The organism is Pseudomonas sp. ME-P-057 (assembly GCF_030208975.1).
Taxonomy (GTDB): Bacteria; Pseudomonadota; Gammaproteobacteria; order Pseudomonadales; family Pseudomonadaceae; genus Aquipseudomonas; species Aquipseudomonas lutea.
Genome location: NZ_JARVSX010000038.1, coordinates 21,497 through 37,623, shown reverse-complemented (window position 1 = coordinate 37,623; position 16,127 = coordinate 21,497). Strand labels below are relative to the sequence as shown.

Genomic DNA, 16,127 nt, shown 5'->3' with positions numbered 1-16,127 from the left:
CACCGCCTGCATCTGTTCCAGTTGCCTGGGCCCTAAAACAACAAAGGCCACAGCTGGGAAGCTGTGACCTATAGAAAAAAACACGTCTGATTGCAACTGACAAACCCCACTACACATTTCAGAAGGGCCGGCAGAGCCCGGATCTAAAGGCCGCAGACGGGGCACGCCCCAAATGAAACCTTTTTCACAGTGGGCACCGGCGGCCGGCATCATCAGTTTGTGCTGGTGGCTGCCGCTGCATCGTCGCGCATTGACAACGCGATACGCTCGGCTGTGCCAATTGGAATCTCTCCGACCACGGTCACCATCGCCTCGCCCTTCTGGGTCGTGACCTTTCGAGACACGGCAACAGTGGGACCAAGCTGCGTACGGATGTCAGTAACCGCCGCACCGCTGACCGGCTCAACGAACACCGAGAAACGCGCCAGCCCATCGTCGTACATCAAACTCGTCACCTGATTCTTTGTATCTGGATCCTTGCGGCTTGCAGAACTGCTCAAGTCAAAGCCCGGCGGTAGCCAATCGGATCGCCAGCCGACCTTCTGCCTCGCGTTATCCATTTTTGCGGTGACTGTCTGCACCGCATTGCAATCGGCACTGGGCGTCAGCATCTGCTCGGTGGGGGGCTGCGACGCACTGAAGTCGGTGAACTGAAAGCGTTCAAGCAACTGCCCCTTTTCGCTTAGCAGGAGAGATTTCAGTGGCAAGCCGGTTTCGCTGTCCAGATGCAACTCGATCCCGTAGCGGTGCTGGTCTTTGGGAGTCAGCGTCACCACATTCGCGTTGCGTCCGGCGACGCGTGAAGTGCCCGCTGCCTTGATGTCATACCATGATGACAATCTGGCCGCGTCAAAGGCACGCGCAGGAGAATCGGGAACACTGGATACGCCGGCCTCAAGGGTACCGCTCACGCACTGGGTGACCCCATTGACGCGCAGGACTTCCTGAGGTGAGCCATCGAGTTGGAGAAGATGCTCACGAACCTTGCCATCGGCAACCCGTTGCCAGATTCGGTGAGTGGAAAAACTACCGTTACGCTCGTAAACGAAGGTGCCGGTGTAGCTTTGCTGATGCTCGGCTTGCGCAAGACGGTTCAACCGGTCTTGCGCATCGTCGGCATGTGCCGGGAGAGCCAGCCATCCAAGCAGAAGCGGCACTAGAGGGATGGCGCGCATGGTCCTCCTTAACGGTCTTCCAGACTTGCAGCACGAGCGTAAGGCAATGCGCCTTCTGCGCCTTTCATTGCAGCCTGCTGAGCGTGCTGACGCAGATAACCTGGCAAACGCTGGTCATGCCAACCGGCCTGATTCTGCAACACACCGTTGGCCATGGGACCCGGAGACTGTTCGCCCTCGGTGTAGCCTGCCAGCACCGCCGGACCTTTGGCCTGCGGCATTGCAATGTTGGTCGACTGCGGCGATTGCTGCGCCAACTGTGCGCCTGCAATCTCGTCCTGATTGTAAAGACGTACGCCCGCGAGAACGGCAACGGTCACCGACGCTGCGACGGCGAGGCGTCCCAATGTGCGCCAGGGACCACGACCCGCCTTGAGTGGGCTGACTTCGTCGGCAATGGTAGCCGCAACAGCGGCGGACATATCCAGATGAGGGATAAGCAGCTCTTTGTGCATCGCTGCACGTGCGATCTGATAACGGGACCAGGTTGCACGGACTTCGGCATCTTCAATAGCGCTAAGCACGCGACGCAGTTCCAATTCGTCCGCTTCGTTATCCATCACCGCGGACAGCGATTCCTGCAGGGCTTCACGACTCATGGCGGTTCCTCTCTTGTGGCTATCGCCGCTGTCTCAGGTTTCCTGCAACAGAGGTTGCAAGGCTTTATCGATGGCTTCCCGAGCGCGGAAAATGCGAGAGCGCACGGTACCAACCGGACATTGCATGACACTGGCAATGTCTTCGTAACTCAGACCGTCGAACTCACGCAATGTTAAAGCTGTACGCAAATCTTCTGGCAGTAGCTGGATGGTCCGGTGGACAGTGCCCTCGATCTCATCCCGCAACAATGCACGTTCCGGGGACTCGATGTCCTTGAGGCCGTGATCGCCATCATAGAACTCCGCGTCTTCGGACCTGACATCGCTGTCCGGCGGACGCCGGCCGCGCGATACCAGATAATTCTTCGCCGTGTTAATGGCGATGCGGTACAGCCAGGTATAAAACGCACTGTCGCCGCGGAAGTTTCCAAGGGCGCGGTAGGCTTTGATGAACGCCTCTTGCGCAACGTCTTGGGCTTCGTGGGTGTCGTGGACAAATCTCACGATCAACCCAAGAATCTTGTGCTGATATTTCACCACTAGCAGATCAAACGCTCGCTTGTCGCCGCGCTGTACGCGTTCAACCAGCTGCTGATCTTCTTCCTGGGTTAGCATGAACACTCCTCATAAAGCTTAAAGGAGCATCGCATCGGCTCTTTCGCAGGCTTGCAAACATAGACTCGGGCTTTTAGCAAAAGTTCTCCCCCCTTCAAGCAAGTTTCCGGCGAACATCTGCAACCCGCGCGGAAAACGCCGCTCGAACCAGGTCGGCTGCGTAAATAATCTTGTCGTCGAATGCGTTCGTATTGGCTGACAACCGCCACCGCGCAACGCCGACGTGTTCCTTTATGGGCAACCCACTATTGAACGTGTGGCGCTCTGAAAAGTTCCCCCCGCTCACTATCGGGCGTAAGACACTCATTCTTTCGTTGTAGGACCCAATCCATATGGAGCAGTAGGAAAGGTTACCTCCTTCAAACGATGTGCAGGATGCCGCGGGTAGCGCACAATTCGCTCCCACTGTGAATCACGCTTGCCATAAAGCGGGGCCATTGTGCCGTTCCACCCTTGCTTATACTAGTGGCCATTTAGACTCTGGAATCAGAAATGAGTCAGCATTTCCAGCATGATGTATTGGTAATAGGCTCCGGCGCGGCCGGATTGAGTCTCGCGTTGACGCTGCCCGACCATCTGCGCATAGCGGTCCTGAGCAAAGGCGATCTGGCCAACGGCTCGACATTCTGGGCTCAAGGTGGCGTTGCGGCGGTGCTGGACACTGCCGACACCGTGGCGTCCCACGTGGAGGATACCCTCAATGCCGGTGGCGGCCTGTGCAATGAGGACGCGGTACGGTTCACCGTCGAACACAGCCGCGAGGCGATCCAGTGGCTGATTGACCTCGGCGTTCCGTTTACCCGGGATGACCCGCCCGTTGCAGACGGCGGGTTCGAGTTCCATCTCACCCGCGAGGGCGGGCACAGCCACCGCCGGATCATTCATGCCGCAGACGCCACGGGCGCGGCAATTTTCCGCACCTTGCTGGCGCAAGCCCAGACACGCCCCAATATCGAACTGCTGGAACAGCGCGTCGCTGTTGACCTGATCACCGAGCCGAAGCTGGGCCTTGAGGGCACTCGCTGTCTAGGCGCTTACGTGCTGGATCGATCGACCGGCGAAGTCGACACGCACAGCGCACGCTTTACAGTACTGGCCTGCGGCGGGGCGGCGAAGGTTTATTTGTACACCAGCAACCCTGATGGCGCCTGCGGGGACGGTATCGCCATGGCCTGGCGCTCGGGCTGCCGGGTAGGCAATCTGGAGTTCAACCAGTTCCACCCTACATGCCTGTACCACCCGCAAGCCAAAAGCTTTCTGATTACCGAGGCCCTGCGTGGCGAGGGTGCTTATCTAAAGCTGCCAAACGGCGAGCGCTTCATGCAGCGCTTTGATCCAAGGGCCGAGTTGGCGCCACGTGACATTGTGGCCCGGGCCATCGATTACGAAATGAAACGCCTGGGGGCTGATTGCGTATTCCTGGACATTAGCCACCAGCCCGAAGCCTTCATCAAAAGTCACTTTCCCACCGTGTATGAGCGCTGCCTGACCTTCGGTATCGACATTACGCGCCAGCCGATTCCCGTCGTCCCGGCCGCGCATTACACCTGTGGGGGCGTTCTGGTCGATCAGCACGGGAGCACCGATGTGCCGGGGTTGTATGCAATTGGCGAAACCAGCTTTACCGGGCTGCATGGCGCCAACCGCATGGCCAGCAACTCGCTGCTCGAGTGCTTCGTGTATGCCCGCTCGGCAGCGGCCGACATTGTGACGCAACTGCAAGATGTCGCTCATCCGGGCGCTCTTCCGGCGTGGGATTCGAGCCAGGTAACCGATTCGGACGAAGATGTGATCATCGCGCACAACTGGGATGAGCTGCGCCGGTTCATGTGGGATTACGTGGGTATCGTGCGCACCAACAAACGCCTCCAGCGCGCCCGGCACCGGGTGCGCCTGTTATTGGACGAAATTGACGAGTTCTACAGCAACTACAAAGTCAGCCGCGACCTGATCGAATTGCGCAACCTGGCGCAGGTGGCAGAGCTGATGATCGACTCGGCAATGGCACGCAAGGAGAGCCGTGGTCTGCACTTCACGCTGGATTACCCCGACCTGCTGCCCGAGGCGCGGGACACTGTTCTGGTGCCGCCCACCTTCGCCGGCTGAACTTCAACCGAAGACGCAGGCGCCGATGAGCTTGCGCTGTCATCGCGTCCGCCGGAATACACAGGCTGCGCGTCCATAAACGGCTTGGCCAGGGGCTGGTGACTCGCCTGAAACGCAGCAACGCGATGTGCGCAAGCGCGAGGCTGTCGGGGCGTAATTGCACCGGTTCCCACCCGCCCTCCTCGCTCCACAGCGACCAACCGCCGCTGTCCCGACGCAGGCCGGTAAAAGAGGTGCCTTGGTTCAGAAGAATCAGCGGGCGCAGACAGCGAGAAGCGTGCAATGCACTCAACAGCACGCCAATGGCCTTGGCCCACAGGGGAATCGACAAGAGGGTGATGGAGGTCAGCGCAAGGACTTGCGCCGACAGATAGGCCGCCAGCAGCCCCCGAGAGGGCTGCCAGCGGCATTCGAAGTGATTACTTCGGCTGGACACGGTCCAGGATCATCCGAACCATGCGTTGCAGCTCGGGATCTTCCGATTCGGCGCGCTGCATGAACCAGCCAAACATGTCCTGGTCTTCACAGGTCAGCAGGCGTACATAGAGGTCGCGATCAAGCTGGTTGAGCGTCGGATAGACTTCTTTGACGAATGGCACCAGCAATACGTCCAGCTCCAGCATGCCGCGACGGCTGTGCCAAAAGAGGCGATTGAGTTCTACATCTTCGACCATGGAGGGCTCCTCGAATTTGCCGGCGAGTATACAGGCGCATCGTCCTGGGGCGTACTTGCAGTTAGTCGCAGCTTTTTGCGTATACCCAATAACGGCAGGCGGCACTATGATGGTGCCCCAGACTTCTACCCCTGCGATGACTCATGGCCGTTCCAGCATTTTTCTGCCCCCTGTCCCATGAAGGTGTGCTCGCCGTTCGCGGCGCGGATGCCGGCAAATTCCTGCAAGGTCAACTGACTTGCAACATCGATTATCTGAGCGAAGCCAAGGCGACTCTTGGAGCCCGCTGCACGCAAAAAGGCCGGATGCAGTCCAGCTTCCGCATCCTGCTTCAAGGCGACGGCGTGCTGCTGGCGATGGCCAGCGAGCTGATTGACGCGCAATTGCTGGACCTGAAGAAGTACGCGGTGTTCTCCAAGTCGAAGCTGACCGATGAAAGCGCCTCTTGGGTGCGATTCGGCTTGCAGGACGCTGACAGCGCCCTGGTCAGCCTGGGACTGGACCTCGCACAAGCGACTGATTCGGTCGCTCGCGCCAATGAGCTCATCGCCATCCGCGTTTCCCCTGCCCGCGCCGAGCTGTGGGTACGTGTTGAACAGGGCGATGACGTACGTACGCGCCTGGCCGGGCACTTGCCTGAAGCATCGCTCAATGACTGGCTGTTGGGGCAGATTCACGCGGGTATCGGCCAGGTGTTTGGTCAGACGCGCGAAGAATTCATCCCGCAGATGATCAACCTTCAAGCCGTGGGTGGCGTCAGTTTCAAAAAAGGGTGCTACACCGGCCAGGAAATCGTTGCCCGCATGCAATACCTGGGCAAACTGAAACGCCGGCTGTATCGACTGACCATGGCTGCCGGTGAGCTGCCGGAGCCGGGCACCGCGTTGTTTTCACCGGTGCATTCGAGTGCCGTGGGCAACGTTGTGGTCGCGGCCCGGTCTGATGTCGGGATCGAGCTGCTCGCCGTCTTGCAAGCTGATGCTGCAGAGGATGGCAATCTCCATCTTGGCGCGGCAGACGGCGAGCCCCTGCACATGAGCGACTTGCCATACACGCTCGACTCCAAGCTCGAAACACAGCGTTGAGCGAGTTCGCATTACCTTAGACGTCAGCGTAGTTACCAGCGCCGGGCCACAGAGTGGCCGGCTGCTGGCCGGAATGCAGTTCCCAGAGAACCAATATGAGTAGCATGGCTGACGAAGTGCAGAGGGATCTGATCAAGGCGATCGACAAGGATGCTCTGTTTCTGCCAACCCTCCCCGAAGTTGCGCTGAAGATCCGCCTCGCGGCAGAGGACTCGGAAATCTCCATCGCTGCGCTGAGTAAGGTCATCGGCAGTGACACGGCACTGTCGGCAAGGCTGATCAAGGTCGTTAACAGCCCGCTGCTACGGCCCAACTTTGAAGTCAGCGACGTGCTCACTGCGGTTCGACGGCTGGGCGTGAACTACAGCTGCAACCTGGCGATCGGGCTGGTTGTGGAGCAAATGTTTCACGCCAAATCCGACGTCATCGAAACCAAAATGCGCGACATCTGGAAACTCAGCATGCAGGTTGCCGGAGTGAGCAATGTTCTCAGCTACCGCAGCCTGCGCCTGAAGGCCGACAAAGCCACGCTGGCCGGGCTTGTCCATCTCATCGGTGTGCTGCCGATCCTGACTTACGCCGAGGACAACTTCGAGCTGCTTTCTGACCCGATCAGCCTCAACCACGTTATTGAACGCATCCATCCGGTGATCGGCGAGCGACTGCTACGTTCGTGGGATTTCCCGGAAGAGCTCGCAATCGTGCCGCGCCAGTTCCAGAATTTCAGCCGGGTTTCGGACAGGGCCGATTACGTGGATCTGGTACAGGTCGCCACCGTCCATATCCATGAGATGAACGGCACGCCTTATCCGAACATGCTGTTTCAATCGTTGCCGGCGGTGGCGCAATTGGGCCTGAACATGGCCGACGGCAGGCTCATCAACGAGATGAACGAGGCGATGACCCTGCTGTACTGACCGTCGCAGGTTGCCCGACCAGGCCGGAATCCGGCACCACGAAACTCACCCGCACTTTCAAGCCCCGCTGCGCACCGTCATGCAGCGTGATCCGCGCCAGATGCGCCCTGCAGATTTCTCCGACGATGGCCAATCCCAGACCCGAACCCTTGCTTTGCTGGTTGCGCCGGTAGAAGCGTTCGAATACTCGCTCGCGCTCATGATGCGGAATGCCGGGCCCGTCATCCTCGACCTCCAGCGTGCACGGCGCATGGACGCGCAAAATGACGTTGCCGCCCGCCGGTGTGTGGGCCAGGGCGTTATCCACCAGATTACTCAACAGTTCGTTGAGCAGCGTCGGCTCCCCGCGCAGCCACACCGGTTCGTCGGCTTCCAGCGCCAGCGCCACGCCCTGAGCATGGGCCAGCGGCGCCATGGCCATGCCCAATTCGCGCGCCAACTGGCTGAGGTCAAGCAATTCCGCACCGCCTTCGGCAATCGCGCGGGCACCGTTTTCGATGCGCGCCAGTGACAACAGCTGGTTGGCCAGATGGGTCAGTTTATCGGTGCCGGAAGCTGCGCTTTCCAGCGTGGTGCGCCACGCCGCGGGTTGCTGGTCACGCAAGCCCAGCTCCAGCCGTGCTTTCAAGGCGGCCAGTGGCGTGCGTAATTCATGGGCAGCATCGGCAATGAACTGCGCCTGGCGTTCGAACTGCATGCGCAGCCTTTCGGTGAAGTGGTTCAACGAGCTGACCAGTGGGCGCAGCTCATGCTGCACCTCCACCAGCGGCAGCGAACGCAGGTCGTCGGGCTGACGTTCTTCCACTGCGGTGCGCAAGCGGTCCAGCGGCCGCAGCGCTGCGCTGACGGTGAACCAGACCAGCAACAAGGCGCCGCTGCCGAGCATGCCCAGGCGCAGCAGGGTATCGGCCATCAGCGCCTGGGCCATGTCCACCCGCGCCTCTTCGGTTTCGGCCACGCGGATTTCTGCCATGCCGTTCATGTTGGGCTCACTCACCGCCTTGAGCAGGCTCACCACGCGTATGTCCTGCCCCTGATAGCGCGCGCTGTAGAACTTGGCGAGCGCCGGATAAGCGTCGGTGCGCGGTGTACCCGGCGGCGGTGGCGGGATGTTTTCGTAGCCGGAGATGAGCTTCTGATTGATGTCGTTGACCTGGTAGTAAATACGCCCTGCGCTGTCGTAGGCGAACGTGTCCAGGGCCACATAAGGCACGTCCGCACTGAGGGTGCCATCGTGCTCCGACAGCCCGGCGGCAATGGTCCGCGCCGAGGCGAGCAACGTGCGATCGTAGGCCGTGTCAGCGGCTTCGCGACCGTTCCAGTAGGCGCTCATGCCGCTGGCGATCATCAACACCACCAGCAGTAACCCCAGATTCCACAGGAGTCGCCAGCGCAGGCTGTTTTCCGCTGCAGGAAACGGATTAAGCATCCCGGCTTTCCAGCAGATAGCCCAACCCGCGGAACGTGACGATGGCGATCGGGTGCCCGTCGAGCTTCTTGCGCAAGCGATGTACATAGATCTCGATGGCGTCGGCGCTGGCCTCCTCGTCCAGGCCGAACACTTGCGCTGCCAACTGCTCCTTGCTCATGACGCGGCCCGGGCGGGCGATCAACGCCTCCAGCACCGACTGCTCGCGGGAGGTCAGCGTGAGGAGTTCTTCGCCGAGGGTGAAGCGGCGGGTATCGAGGTCATAGACCAGCTCGCCGCAGCGCTGCTGACGCTCGCCGCCGAGTACGCTGCGCCGCAAAAGGGCTTTGACTCGCGCCTCAAGCTCCGACAGTTCAAACGGCTTGGCCAGGTAATCGTCGGCGCCAAGATTCAGACCGTGGACCCTGTCCTTGACGTCGCTGCGCGCGGTCAGCATCAGCACCGGTATGTTCTTGCCCCGAGCACGCAGGCGCGCCAACACCTCGAACCCGTCCATCCGCGGCAGGCCGACATCAAGGACCACCACCGCGTAGTCTTCGCTGCTCAACGCGAGATCGGCTGCAACACCGTCGTGCAGAACGTCAACGGTCAGGCCGCTGCTCTTGAGCGCCAGCGCGACACTTTCAGCCAGTTGCAGATGATCTTCGACGAGCAGGACACGCATCGATTTCTCCCGGATTGAGCATGATGACAGCGGAGTTTACAGGCGCGCCGTCTTCTGTGAAGGCCCGGATTGCTGTAATCGAGCCGCCACCCGGCGTGTCACGGATCAGCTGAAAGCTACATGAAAGGTAGTTGAAAGGTTGGTGAAAGCTTTGCTGATTAGGATCGGGCAACGACTTGTGACCATTGCGCCCCGCTTCATGACGCTGATGCCAGGATCGTGACGAAAAACGCCTCGATGCGTTTTCAACAATAAAAACAATATCGGAGTCACCAGTGATGCCATCACTGCAATCCCAGGCCATTGCGCCTTCTGAATCCCGTTCTGTTTTTGAATCGCCCCGCCGCCCACCCGCGCGGTGCTTTGTCACGTCCGCTTCGCGTCATTCCAGCCGTGTGCGATGGAGTGTCATTGCCGCCTGATCCATTGCCTGACCCACTAAAACAACAACTCCCCTGGAGACCGACCATGACCCTATCGTTGCGCCACCTTAGCGTTGCCGCCAGCTGCATGCTGATGGCCACCCAACTGTGGGCCGCCGAGCCCAATCGTCCTGAATGCATCGCGCCGGCTTCGCCCGGTGGCGGCTTCGACCTCACCTGCAAACTGGTGCAAAGCGCGCTGATCAACGAAAAAATCCTTTCCAAACCCATGCGCGTGACTTACATGCCGGGCGGCGTCGGTGCGGTGGCGTATAACGCAGTGGTCGCTCAACGGCCGGCCGATGCCGGTACTTTGGTCGCGTGGTCCAGCGGATCGCTGCTTAACCTTGCCCAAGGCAAGTTCGGGCGTTTTGACGAAAACGCCGTGCGCTGGCTCGCTGCCGTTGGCACCAGCTACGGCGCCATCGCGGTCAAGGCCGATTCGCCGTACAAAAACCTCGACGATCTGGTCAAGGCGCTGAAAGCCGACCCGGGCAAAGTCGTCATCGGCTCTGGCGGCACCGTCGGCAGCCAGGACTGGATGCAAACCGCATTGATCGCCAAGGCGGCCGGCATCAACCCGCGTGAACTGCGTTACGTCGCTCTCGAAGGCGGCGGTGAAATCGCTACCGCCCTGCTCGGCGGCCATATCCAGGTGGGCTCCACGGATATTTCCGACTCCATGCCACACATCCTCAGCGGCGACATGCGCCTGCTCGCGGTGTTCTCCGAGCAGCGTCTGGACGAACCGGAAATGAAAAACATCCCGACGGCCAAGGAACAGGGTTACGACATCGTCTGGCCCGTGGTGCGCGGCTTCTACCTGGGGCCAAAAGTCTCGGACGAAGACTACAACTGGTGGAAAGCGGCATTCGACAAGCTGCTGGCCTCGGAAGACTTCGCCAAGCTGCGCGATCAGCGTGAGCTGTTCCCGTTTGCCATGACCGGTGAAGAGCTCGACAAATACGTGAAGACCCGCGTTGCCGAATACAAAACCCTGGCCAAGGAATTCGGGCTGATTCAGTGATTGAACCGCATCGACAGGTTCTCGATTGACTGAGGGTTACGCCGCCTGCGCGGCGGCGTGATCCGGGAGTTTTCCATGGTTTTACAACGCATTTTCTCATTGGTCCTGTTGCTGGTGTGTATTGGCCTGGCAATGATGGCCTGGCCTTATCAGGCCCCGTTTTCCTACGAGCCCGTCGGCCCACGCGCGTTTCCGCTGCTGATGCTTGGGCTGATGGGCATTTCGCTGCTGTACATGACGATCCGTCCGACACCCATCGTGCACTCCGAAGAAGAGCCGGCGCTGGACCGCCCGACGCTAATCAAAATCGGCATCTGCACGGTGCTGCTGCTGGTGTTCGCGGGCTTGTTCGAGCCATTGGGTTTTGTGCTCAGCAGCATCCTGATCGGCATCCCCATGGCACGTTTGTACGGCGGCCGCTGGCTGGCGAGTGTGGTGATCATCACGTTCATGAGCATCGCGCTGTACGTGCTGTTCGACAAAGTGATGGATGTGCCCCTGCCCCTCGGCCTGCTCGACGTTCTGGAGAAATAATATGGACACGCTTGGCTATCTCGGCCAGGGCTTCGGCGTCGCGCTGACCCCCTACAACCTGGTCACTGCCCTTTCCGGCACCCTGATTGGCACCGTCGTCGGCCTGTTGCCGGGTCTGGGACCGATCAATGGCGTCGCGTTGTTGATCCCCATTGCCTTTGCCCTGGGTCTGCCGCCGGAGTCGGCACTGATCCTCTTGGCGGCGGTGTATCTGGGCTGTGAATACGGCGGTCGCATCAGCTCCATCTTGCTGAACATTCCCGGTGAAGCCTCCACCGTCATGACTGCACTGGACGGCTACCCCATGGCACGCCAGGGCATGGCCGGCGTGGCGCTTTCCCTGTCGGCATGGAGCTCGTTCATCGGCGCACTGATCGCCACCTGCGGCATGGTCATGTTCGCCCCGCTGCTGGCGAAATGGGCGATTGCCTTCGGTCCGGCGGAGTACTTCGTACTGATGGTGTTCGCCATCGTCTGCCTGGGCGGCATGGCGGGCGATCGGCCGCTGAAAACCTTCGTCGCCGCGCTGATCGGGCTGTTTCTGTCGACCATCGGCATTGACGCCAACAGCGGCGTGTACCGTTTTACAGGCGACAACATCCACTTGGCTGACGGTATTCAATTCGTCGTGCTGGTGCTTGGGCTGTTTTCGGTCAGTGAAATCCTGCTGTTGCTGGAAAAAACCCATCGCGGTCAGGAGGCAGTCAAAGCCACCGGACGCATGATGTTCAACTTCAAAGAGGCCAGCTCTGTCTTTGCCGTCAACATTCGTTGCGGTCTGATGGGCTTCATCATGGGCGTACTGCCTGGTGCAGGGGCGACGCTCGCCAGCGCCGTGACGTATATGGCCGAGAAACGCATCGCAGGAGCAAGCGGCAAATTCGGCCAGGGCGACATGCGCGGTCTCGCAGCGCCGGAAACCGCCATTGGCGCAACCGCCTGTGGCGCACTTGTGCCGATGCTGACTCTGGGCGTCCCGGGTTCAGGCACCACGGCAGTGATGATTGGCGCTTTGTCGCTGTACAACATCACGCCGGGTCCGTTGTTGTTCCAACAGCAGCCGGACATCGTCTGGGGTCTGATCGCTTCGTTGTTCGTCGCCAACATCATGCTGGTGATCCTCAACATTCCAATGATCCGCATCTTCACCCGCATCCTGGCCGTGCCGAACTGGGCACTGGTGCCGGTGATCGCGATCATCACCGGTATCGGCGTCTATGCGGTTCACGCCACCACCTTCGACCTGTTCTTGATGGTCGGCATCGGCATCTTCGGCTACATCCTGCGCAAGCTGGATTTCCCGCTGTCGCCAATCCTGCTGGGTTTCATCCTTGGCGGACTGATGGAGCAAAACCTGCGTCGCGCGTTGTCGATTTCCAATGGCGGGCTGGACATCCTCTGGTCGAGCCCGATCACTCTGGGGATGTGGATCGTGACGGCCTTCATGCTGGTGTTTCCGCTGATTCGCATCTGGCGCAAGCGCTCCAAACAGCGCCGCACCTTGGCCGATGTCTGATCGGCCATTCCGCACGTGGTGGGGCACACCGCTGGTCGGCCTGCTGGGGGGATTTCTCGCCAGCCAGGTCGGCTGGCCGCTGCCCTGGATGGTCGGCTCGCTGCTGGCGATCATTCTGGTGCGCTGCCTCACCCCCTGGCAGCTGGCTGAAATACCCGGCGGCCGCAAATGCGGCCAATGGGTGGTCGGCATCGGGATCGGCCTGCATTTCACCCCCGTCGTCATCGAACAAGTCCTTTCCCACTTTGGCCTGATTTTCATCGGCGCACTGGTGACCAGCGTGTCGAGCGTGGTCGGGGTGTGGCTCATGCTGCGCACTGGTGAAGACCGGGCCACCGCGTTCTTTTCCAGCATGCCCGGCGGCTCAGGCGAGATGGTCAACCTCGGCGCACGCAACGGCGCCATTCTCAGCAAAGTCGCCGCAGGCCAAAGCCTGCGGGTGCTGGCGGTGGTGCTGAGTATTCCAGCGATCTTCAAATACCTGATGGGCGATGGTGGTCCGGTTTCCCACGCAGCGGTGGTGGATTGGACATGGATGATGCTGCTGTTTCCGTTGGGCGCGCTGGTGGCCTGGGGCTGGCAAAAGCTCAAGCAACCCAACCCATGGCTATTCGGGCCGTTATTGATCAGCGCGGTCATCAGCGTCACTTTCGATCTGCACATCGGCTTGCCCCAGGGTGGCAGCCAACTGGGGCAGTGGCTGATCGGCAGTGGCCTGGGCTGCCACTTCAACCGCGCGTTCTTTCGCCGAGCGCCGTCCTTCATTGGCCGCACGCTGGTGGGAACGGCCCTGACGATGAGCATCGCGGCGTTGTGCGCGCTTGGGTTGAGCACCCTGACACACCTGGATTTGCGCTCATTGACCTTGGGAATGATGCCCGGCGGGATTGCCGAAATGAGCCTGACCGCAGAGGTGCTGCAGCTGTCGGTGCCGCTGGTGACGGCGATGCAGGTGATGAGACTGCTGTTTGTGCTGTTTCTGGCGGAGCCGCTGTTTCGGTATTGGGATCGACGGGTGGGTTGACGCTGTCGTGCGCACGCTCACTCGCATCCAATACGACCAGACCGCAGATGTACCTGCTGACATAGGGATTGTGGGAGCGTCCCTCTTGGCAAATCCCGGTGTCAGCCCCCACCCTGCTCTCATCTCGCTAGACAACCGCCGGCAGTCGCCAATCAATGGGCGCCAGGCCGTTCTGCTCCAGAAACTTGTTCGACAGACCGAAATGCCCGCAGCCCAGGAAGCCCTTGTATGCCGAGAGCGGCGACGGATGAACCGAGGTCAGGATCAGGTGCTTGGACGCATCGATGAGCTTCTTTTTGCTCTGCGCATGCGAGCCCCATAGCAGGAACACCAGGTGTGGCTGATGGGCGCTGACGGTTTCGATCACCTTGTCGGTGAAATGCTGCCAGCCCTTCCCGGCATGGGAGGCGGCATTGGCTCGTTCGACAGTTAGCGTGGTGTTCAGCAGCAATACCCCTTGATCGGCCCAGGATTGCAGATAGCCGTGATTGGGGATGTCGATGTTCAGGTCGCGCTTGAGTTCTTTGTAGATATTGACCAGTGAAGGCGGCGTCGGTACACCGGGCTGCACCGAGAAGCACAAGCCGTGGGCCTGATTGGGGCCGTGGTAAGGGTCCTGACCCAGGATGACCACCTTCACGTCATTGAGCGGGGTTGAGTTCAGCGCATTGAAAATCAGCGGACCCGGCGGATAAATCTCCTTGCCGGCCGCATGTTCCTGACGCAGAAATTCGCGTAGTTCGCCCATGTAAGGCTTCTCGAACTCGTCGCGCAGGGCCTGTTTCCAGCTGGCCTCCAGTTTGATGCGGTCGTCTTGTGTCATGGTGTGATCCGGCAGAAACAATTCACAACTTTAGGGATTGTCGCCGAAGATTTCCAGCGCGTTGCCATCGCATCTCCCTACACTCGTGCACGGCTACCGCCGTGCAACTTCCTGACGCGGGAAGGACTCACAATTCACGATAGATCCCCGTACCACTGACAAGAGGTCACGATGAATCTGCAATTTGAAGAGCTCACCGCAACGGACGGCGCCCGTCTGGGTATCGTTACGCTGGATGCGGAAAAATCCCTGAACGCCTTGTCGTTGCCGATGATTCTGGCACTGCAGGAGCGCTTGAACGACTGGGCCAGTGATCCGCAGATTGTCTGCGTGCTGCTGCGTGGCAATGGCCAGAAAGCCTTCTGCGCCGGGGGCGATGTACGCGCGCTGGTGGAGGCCGGGCGTAACCAGGCAGGTACGGTCCCGCCATTGGCGGCGCAGTTTTTCGCGGCAGAGTATCGGCTCGATTACACCTTGCACACGTTCCCCAAGCCACTCATTTGCTGGGGGCATGGTTATGTGCTGGGCGGTGGCATGGGCCTGTTGCAAGGCGCGAATATCCGCGTCGTTACGCCGAGCAGCCGTCTGGCGATGCCGGAGATCAGCATCGGCCTGTTTCCCGACGTCGGCGCCAGCTGGTTCCTGTCGAGACTGCCCGGCAAGCTGGGGCTGTTTCTGGGGTTGACCGGCGCGCACATCAACGGACGCGATGCGCTGGATCTGGGCTTGGCTGACCGCTTCCTCAAGGAGGATCAACAGGATGAAATGATTGATCGGTTGCTGCAGCTCAATTGGCAGGAGCAGACGAAGGTGCAGCTGACGAGTCTGTTTCGAGCCCTGCAACTGGAAGCGGCGGATCAATTGCCTGCCGCACAGTGGCTGCCTCGTCGGCAAATCATTGATGAGGTGCTGGATGTTGCCGACGCGCCAAGTGCCTGGAATGCGCTGAAACATCACTTGAATGCAGAAGACCCGCTACTGGCAAAGGCTGCGAAAACGCTGACGGAGGGCTGCCCGCTGACCGCTCATCTCGTGTGGGAGCAGATCGAACGCGCTCGACACCTGTCGCTGGCCGAGGTGCTGCAGATGGAATACGCCATGAGCCTCAACTGCTGTCGGCACCCCGAGTTCGCCGAGGGGGTACGTGCGCGTCTGATAGACAAGGATCAGACGCCGCACTGGCATTGGCAAGACGTCGCGGCCATTCCGTTGGCCGTGGTGGACGCGCATTTCGAGAAAGCATGGGAAGGACGACATCCGCTGGCGGACTTGTCGGAGTATTGAGCCTGTTAGTCACGAAACACACGTGAGGGTGTCCGCACTGGCCTCTTCCCGGCTGAAGCCGGTCCCACTCATGGCAGGCATGCATAACCCTGCGAAATGGAGTGCGTGCCCCTGTGGGACCGGCTTTAGCCGGAAATACATCGGGTGTTACACCGCAAACGTGGAGGGTGTCCGCGCTGGCCTTTTCCCGGCTGAAGCCGGTACCACAAACGGCAGGCATGCATAACCCTGCG

16 protein-coding genes and 1 pseudogene are annotated in these 16,127 nt (G+C 60.2%); 8 read left to right on the top strand and 9 right to left on the bottom strand.

The window, feature by feature from the left end:
• Positions 1-212 precede the first annotated feature (212 nt).
• The 3 genes from QRN48_RS19715 to rpoE are packed head-to-tail and all read right to left on the bottom strand — an operon-like array spanning position 213 to position 2,389.
• Complete coding sequence (locus tag QRN48_RS19715) at positions 213-1,175, bottom strand: MucB/RseB C-terminal domain-containing protein (RefSeq protein ID WP_285352597.1); 963 nt, start codon at positions 1,173-1,175, stop codon at positions 213-215.
• A gap of 8 nt (positions 1,176-1,183) precedes the next feature.
• Positions 1,184-1,774 (bottom strand): sigma-E factor negative regulatory protein, encoded by a 591-nt coding sequence (locus QRN48_RS19710; RefSeq protein ID WP_037014366.1) that lies wholly within the window; start codon positions 1,772-1,774, stop codon positions 1,184-1,186.
• Between the two features lie 33 nt (positions 1,775-1,807).
• Entirely contained in the window at positions 1,808-2,389 is a 582-nt protein-coding gene (gene rpoE / locus QRN48_RS19705; protein ID WP_037014368.1) for an RNA polymerase sigma factor RpoE/AlgU, read from the bottom strand.
• Positions 2,390-2,881: 492 nt separating this feature from the next.
• On the opposite strand from rpoE, the gene nadB reads away from it, so the two are divergent.
• Positions 2,882-4,495 carry an L-aspartate oxidase gene (gene nadB, locus QRN48_RS19700; RefSeq protein WP_285352593.1) on the top strand — a complete coding sequence of 538 codons (1,614 nt, stop codon included), beginning with the start codon at positions 2,882-2,884 and terminating at the stop codon, positions 4,493-4,495.
• Here the strand turns inward: nadB and QRN48_RS19695 are convergent.
• Together QRN48_RS19695 and QRN48_RS19690 are read right to left on the bottom strand one after the other, a co-directional pair.
• Entirely contained in the window at positions 4,422-4,931 is a 510-nt protein-coding gene (locus QRN48_RS19695) for a protein YgfX (protein WP_285352592.1), read from the bottom strand. The two genes, nadB and QRN48_RS19695, sit on opposite strands and share 74 nt — an antisense overlap.
• The gene (locus QRN48_RS19690; RefSeq protein WP_037014374.1) at positions 4,915-5,169 is read right to left on the bottom strand and encodes an FAD assembly factor SdhE; all 255 of its coding nucleotides are present in this window, start codon (positions 5,167-5,169) and stop codon (positions 4,915-4,917) included. Before QRN48_RS19690 ends, QRN48_RS19695 begins: the two co-directional genes overlap by 17 nt.
• 143 nt (positions 5,170-5,312) lie before the next feature.
• On the opposite strand from QRN48_RS19690, the gene ygfZ reads away from it, so the two are divergent.
• Together ygfZ and QRN48_RS19680 are read left to right on the top strand one after the other, a co-directional pair.
• Positions 5,313-6,254 carry a CAF17-like 4Fe-4S cluster assembly/insertion protein YgfZ gene (ygfZ, locus tag QRN48_RS19685; protein ID WP_285352589.1) on the top strand — a complete coding sequence of 314 codons (942 nt, stop codon included), beginning with the start codon at positions 5,313-5,315 and terminating at the stop codon, positions 6,252-6,254.
• A gap of 95 nt (positions 6,255-6,349) precedes the next feature.
• Positions 6,350-7,171, top strand: a complete 822-nt coding sequence (locus tag QRN48_RS19680) for an HDOD domain-containing protein (RefSeq protein WP_037014379.1) — start codon at positions 6,350-6,352, stop codon at positions 7,169-7,171.
• A gap of 34 nt (positions 7,172-7,205) precedes the next feature.
• Here the strand turns inward: QRN48_RS19680 and QRN48_RS19675 are convergent.
• The 3 genes and pseudogenes from QRN48_RS19675 to QRN48_RS19665 all read right to left on the bottom strand — a co-directional run.
• A pseudogene (locus QRN48_RS19675) lies at positions 7,206-8,600 on the bottom strand (sensor histidine kinase); the annotation flags it as partial.
• Positions 8,593-9,264 carry a two-component system response regulator TctD gene (gene tctD / locus QRN48_RS19670; protein ID WP_037014380.1) on the bottom strand — a complete coding sequence of 224 codons (672 nt, stop codon included), beginning with the start codon at positions 9,262-9,264 and terminating at the stop codon, positions 8,593-8,595. The gene tctD and the pseudogene QRN48_RS19675, both read right to left, overlap by 8 nt.
• Positions 9,224-9,634 carry a hypothetical protein gene (locus tag QRN48_RS19665; protein ID WP_285352585.1) on the bottom strand — a complete coding sequence of 137 codons (411 nt, stop codon included), beginning with the start codon at positions 9,632-9,634 and terminating at the stop codon, positions 9,224-9,226. Before QRN48_RS19665 ends, tctD begins: the two co-directional genes overlap by 41 nt.
• 98 nt (positions 9,635-9,732) lie before the next feature.
• Between QRN48_RS19665 and QRN48_RS19660 the strand changes: the two genes are divergently transcribed.
• The 4 genes from QRN48_RS19660 to QRN48_RS19645 all read left to right on the top strand — a co-directional run bounded on the left by QRN48_RS19660 (position 9,733) and on the right by QRN48_RS19645 (position 13,787).
• A complete protein-coding gene (locus QRN48_RS19660) occupies positions 9,733-10,713 on the top strand; it encodes a Bug family tripartite tricarboxylate transporter substrate binding protein (protein WP_037014384.1) in 981 nt (326 codons plus the stop codon).
• 75 nt (positions 10,714-10,788) lie between these two features.
• The gene (locus tag QRN48_RS19655; protein ID WP_191943040.1) at positions 10,789-11,247 is read left to right on the top strand and encodes a tripartite tricarboxylate transporter TctB family protein; all 459 of its coding nucleotides are present in this window, start codon (positions 10,789-10,791) and stop codon (positions 11,245-11,247) included.
• 1 nt (position 11,248) lies between these two features.
• Positions 11,249-12,763: a tripartite tricarboxylate transporter permease gene (locus tag QRN48_RS19650; protein WP_191943039.1), complete on the top strand. Its 1,515-nt coding sequence runs from the start codon at positions 11,249-11,251 to the stop codon at positions 12,761-12,763.
• The gene (locus QRN48_RS19645; RefSeq protein WP_191943038.1) at positions 12,756-13,787 is read left to right on the top strand and encodes an AbrB family transcriptional regulator; all 1,032 of its coding nucleotides are present in this window, start codon (positions 12,756-12,758) and stop codon (positions 13,785-13,787) included. Before QRN48_RS19650 ends, QRN48_RS19645 begins: the two co-directional genes overlap by 8 nt.
• A gap of 127 nt (positions 13,788-13,914) precedes the next feature.
• Here QRN48_RS19645 and ung read toward each other — a convergent pair whose 3' ends face one another.
• On the bottom strand, positions 13,915-14,610 hold the full coding sequence (gene ung / locus QRN48_RS19640; protein WP_191943037.1) for a uracil-DNA glycosylase: 696 nt from the start codon (positions 14,608-14,610) through the stop codon (positions 13,915-13,917).
• Positions 14,611-14,781: 171 nt separating this feature from the next.
• Here ung and dspII point away from each other — a divergent pair, with 171 nt between their 5' ends.
• Positions 14,782-15,894, top strand: coding sequence for an enoyl-CoA hydratase/isomerase DspII (dspII, locus tag QRN48_RS19635; RefSeq protein ID WP_285352579.1), 1,113 nt, complete (start codon positions 14,782-14,784; stop codon positions 15,892-15,894).
• The last annotated feature ends 233 nt before the right edge of the window (positions 15,895-16,127 follow it).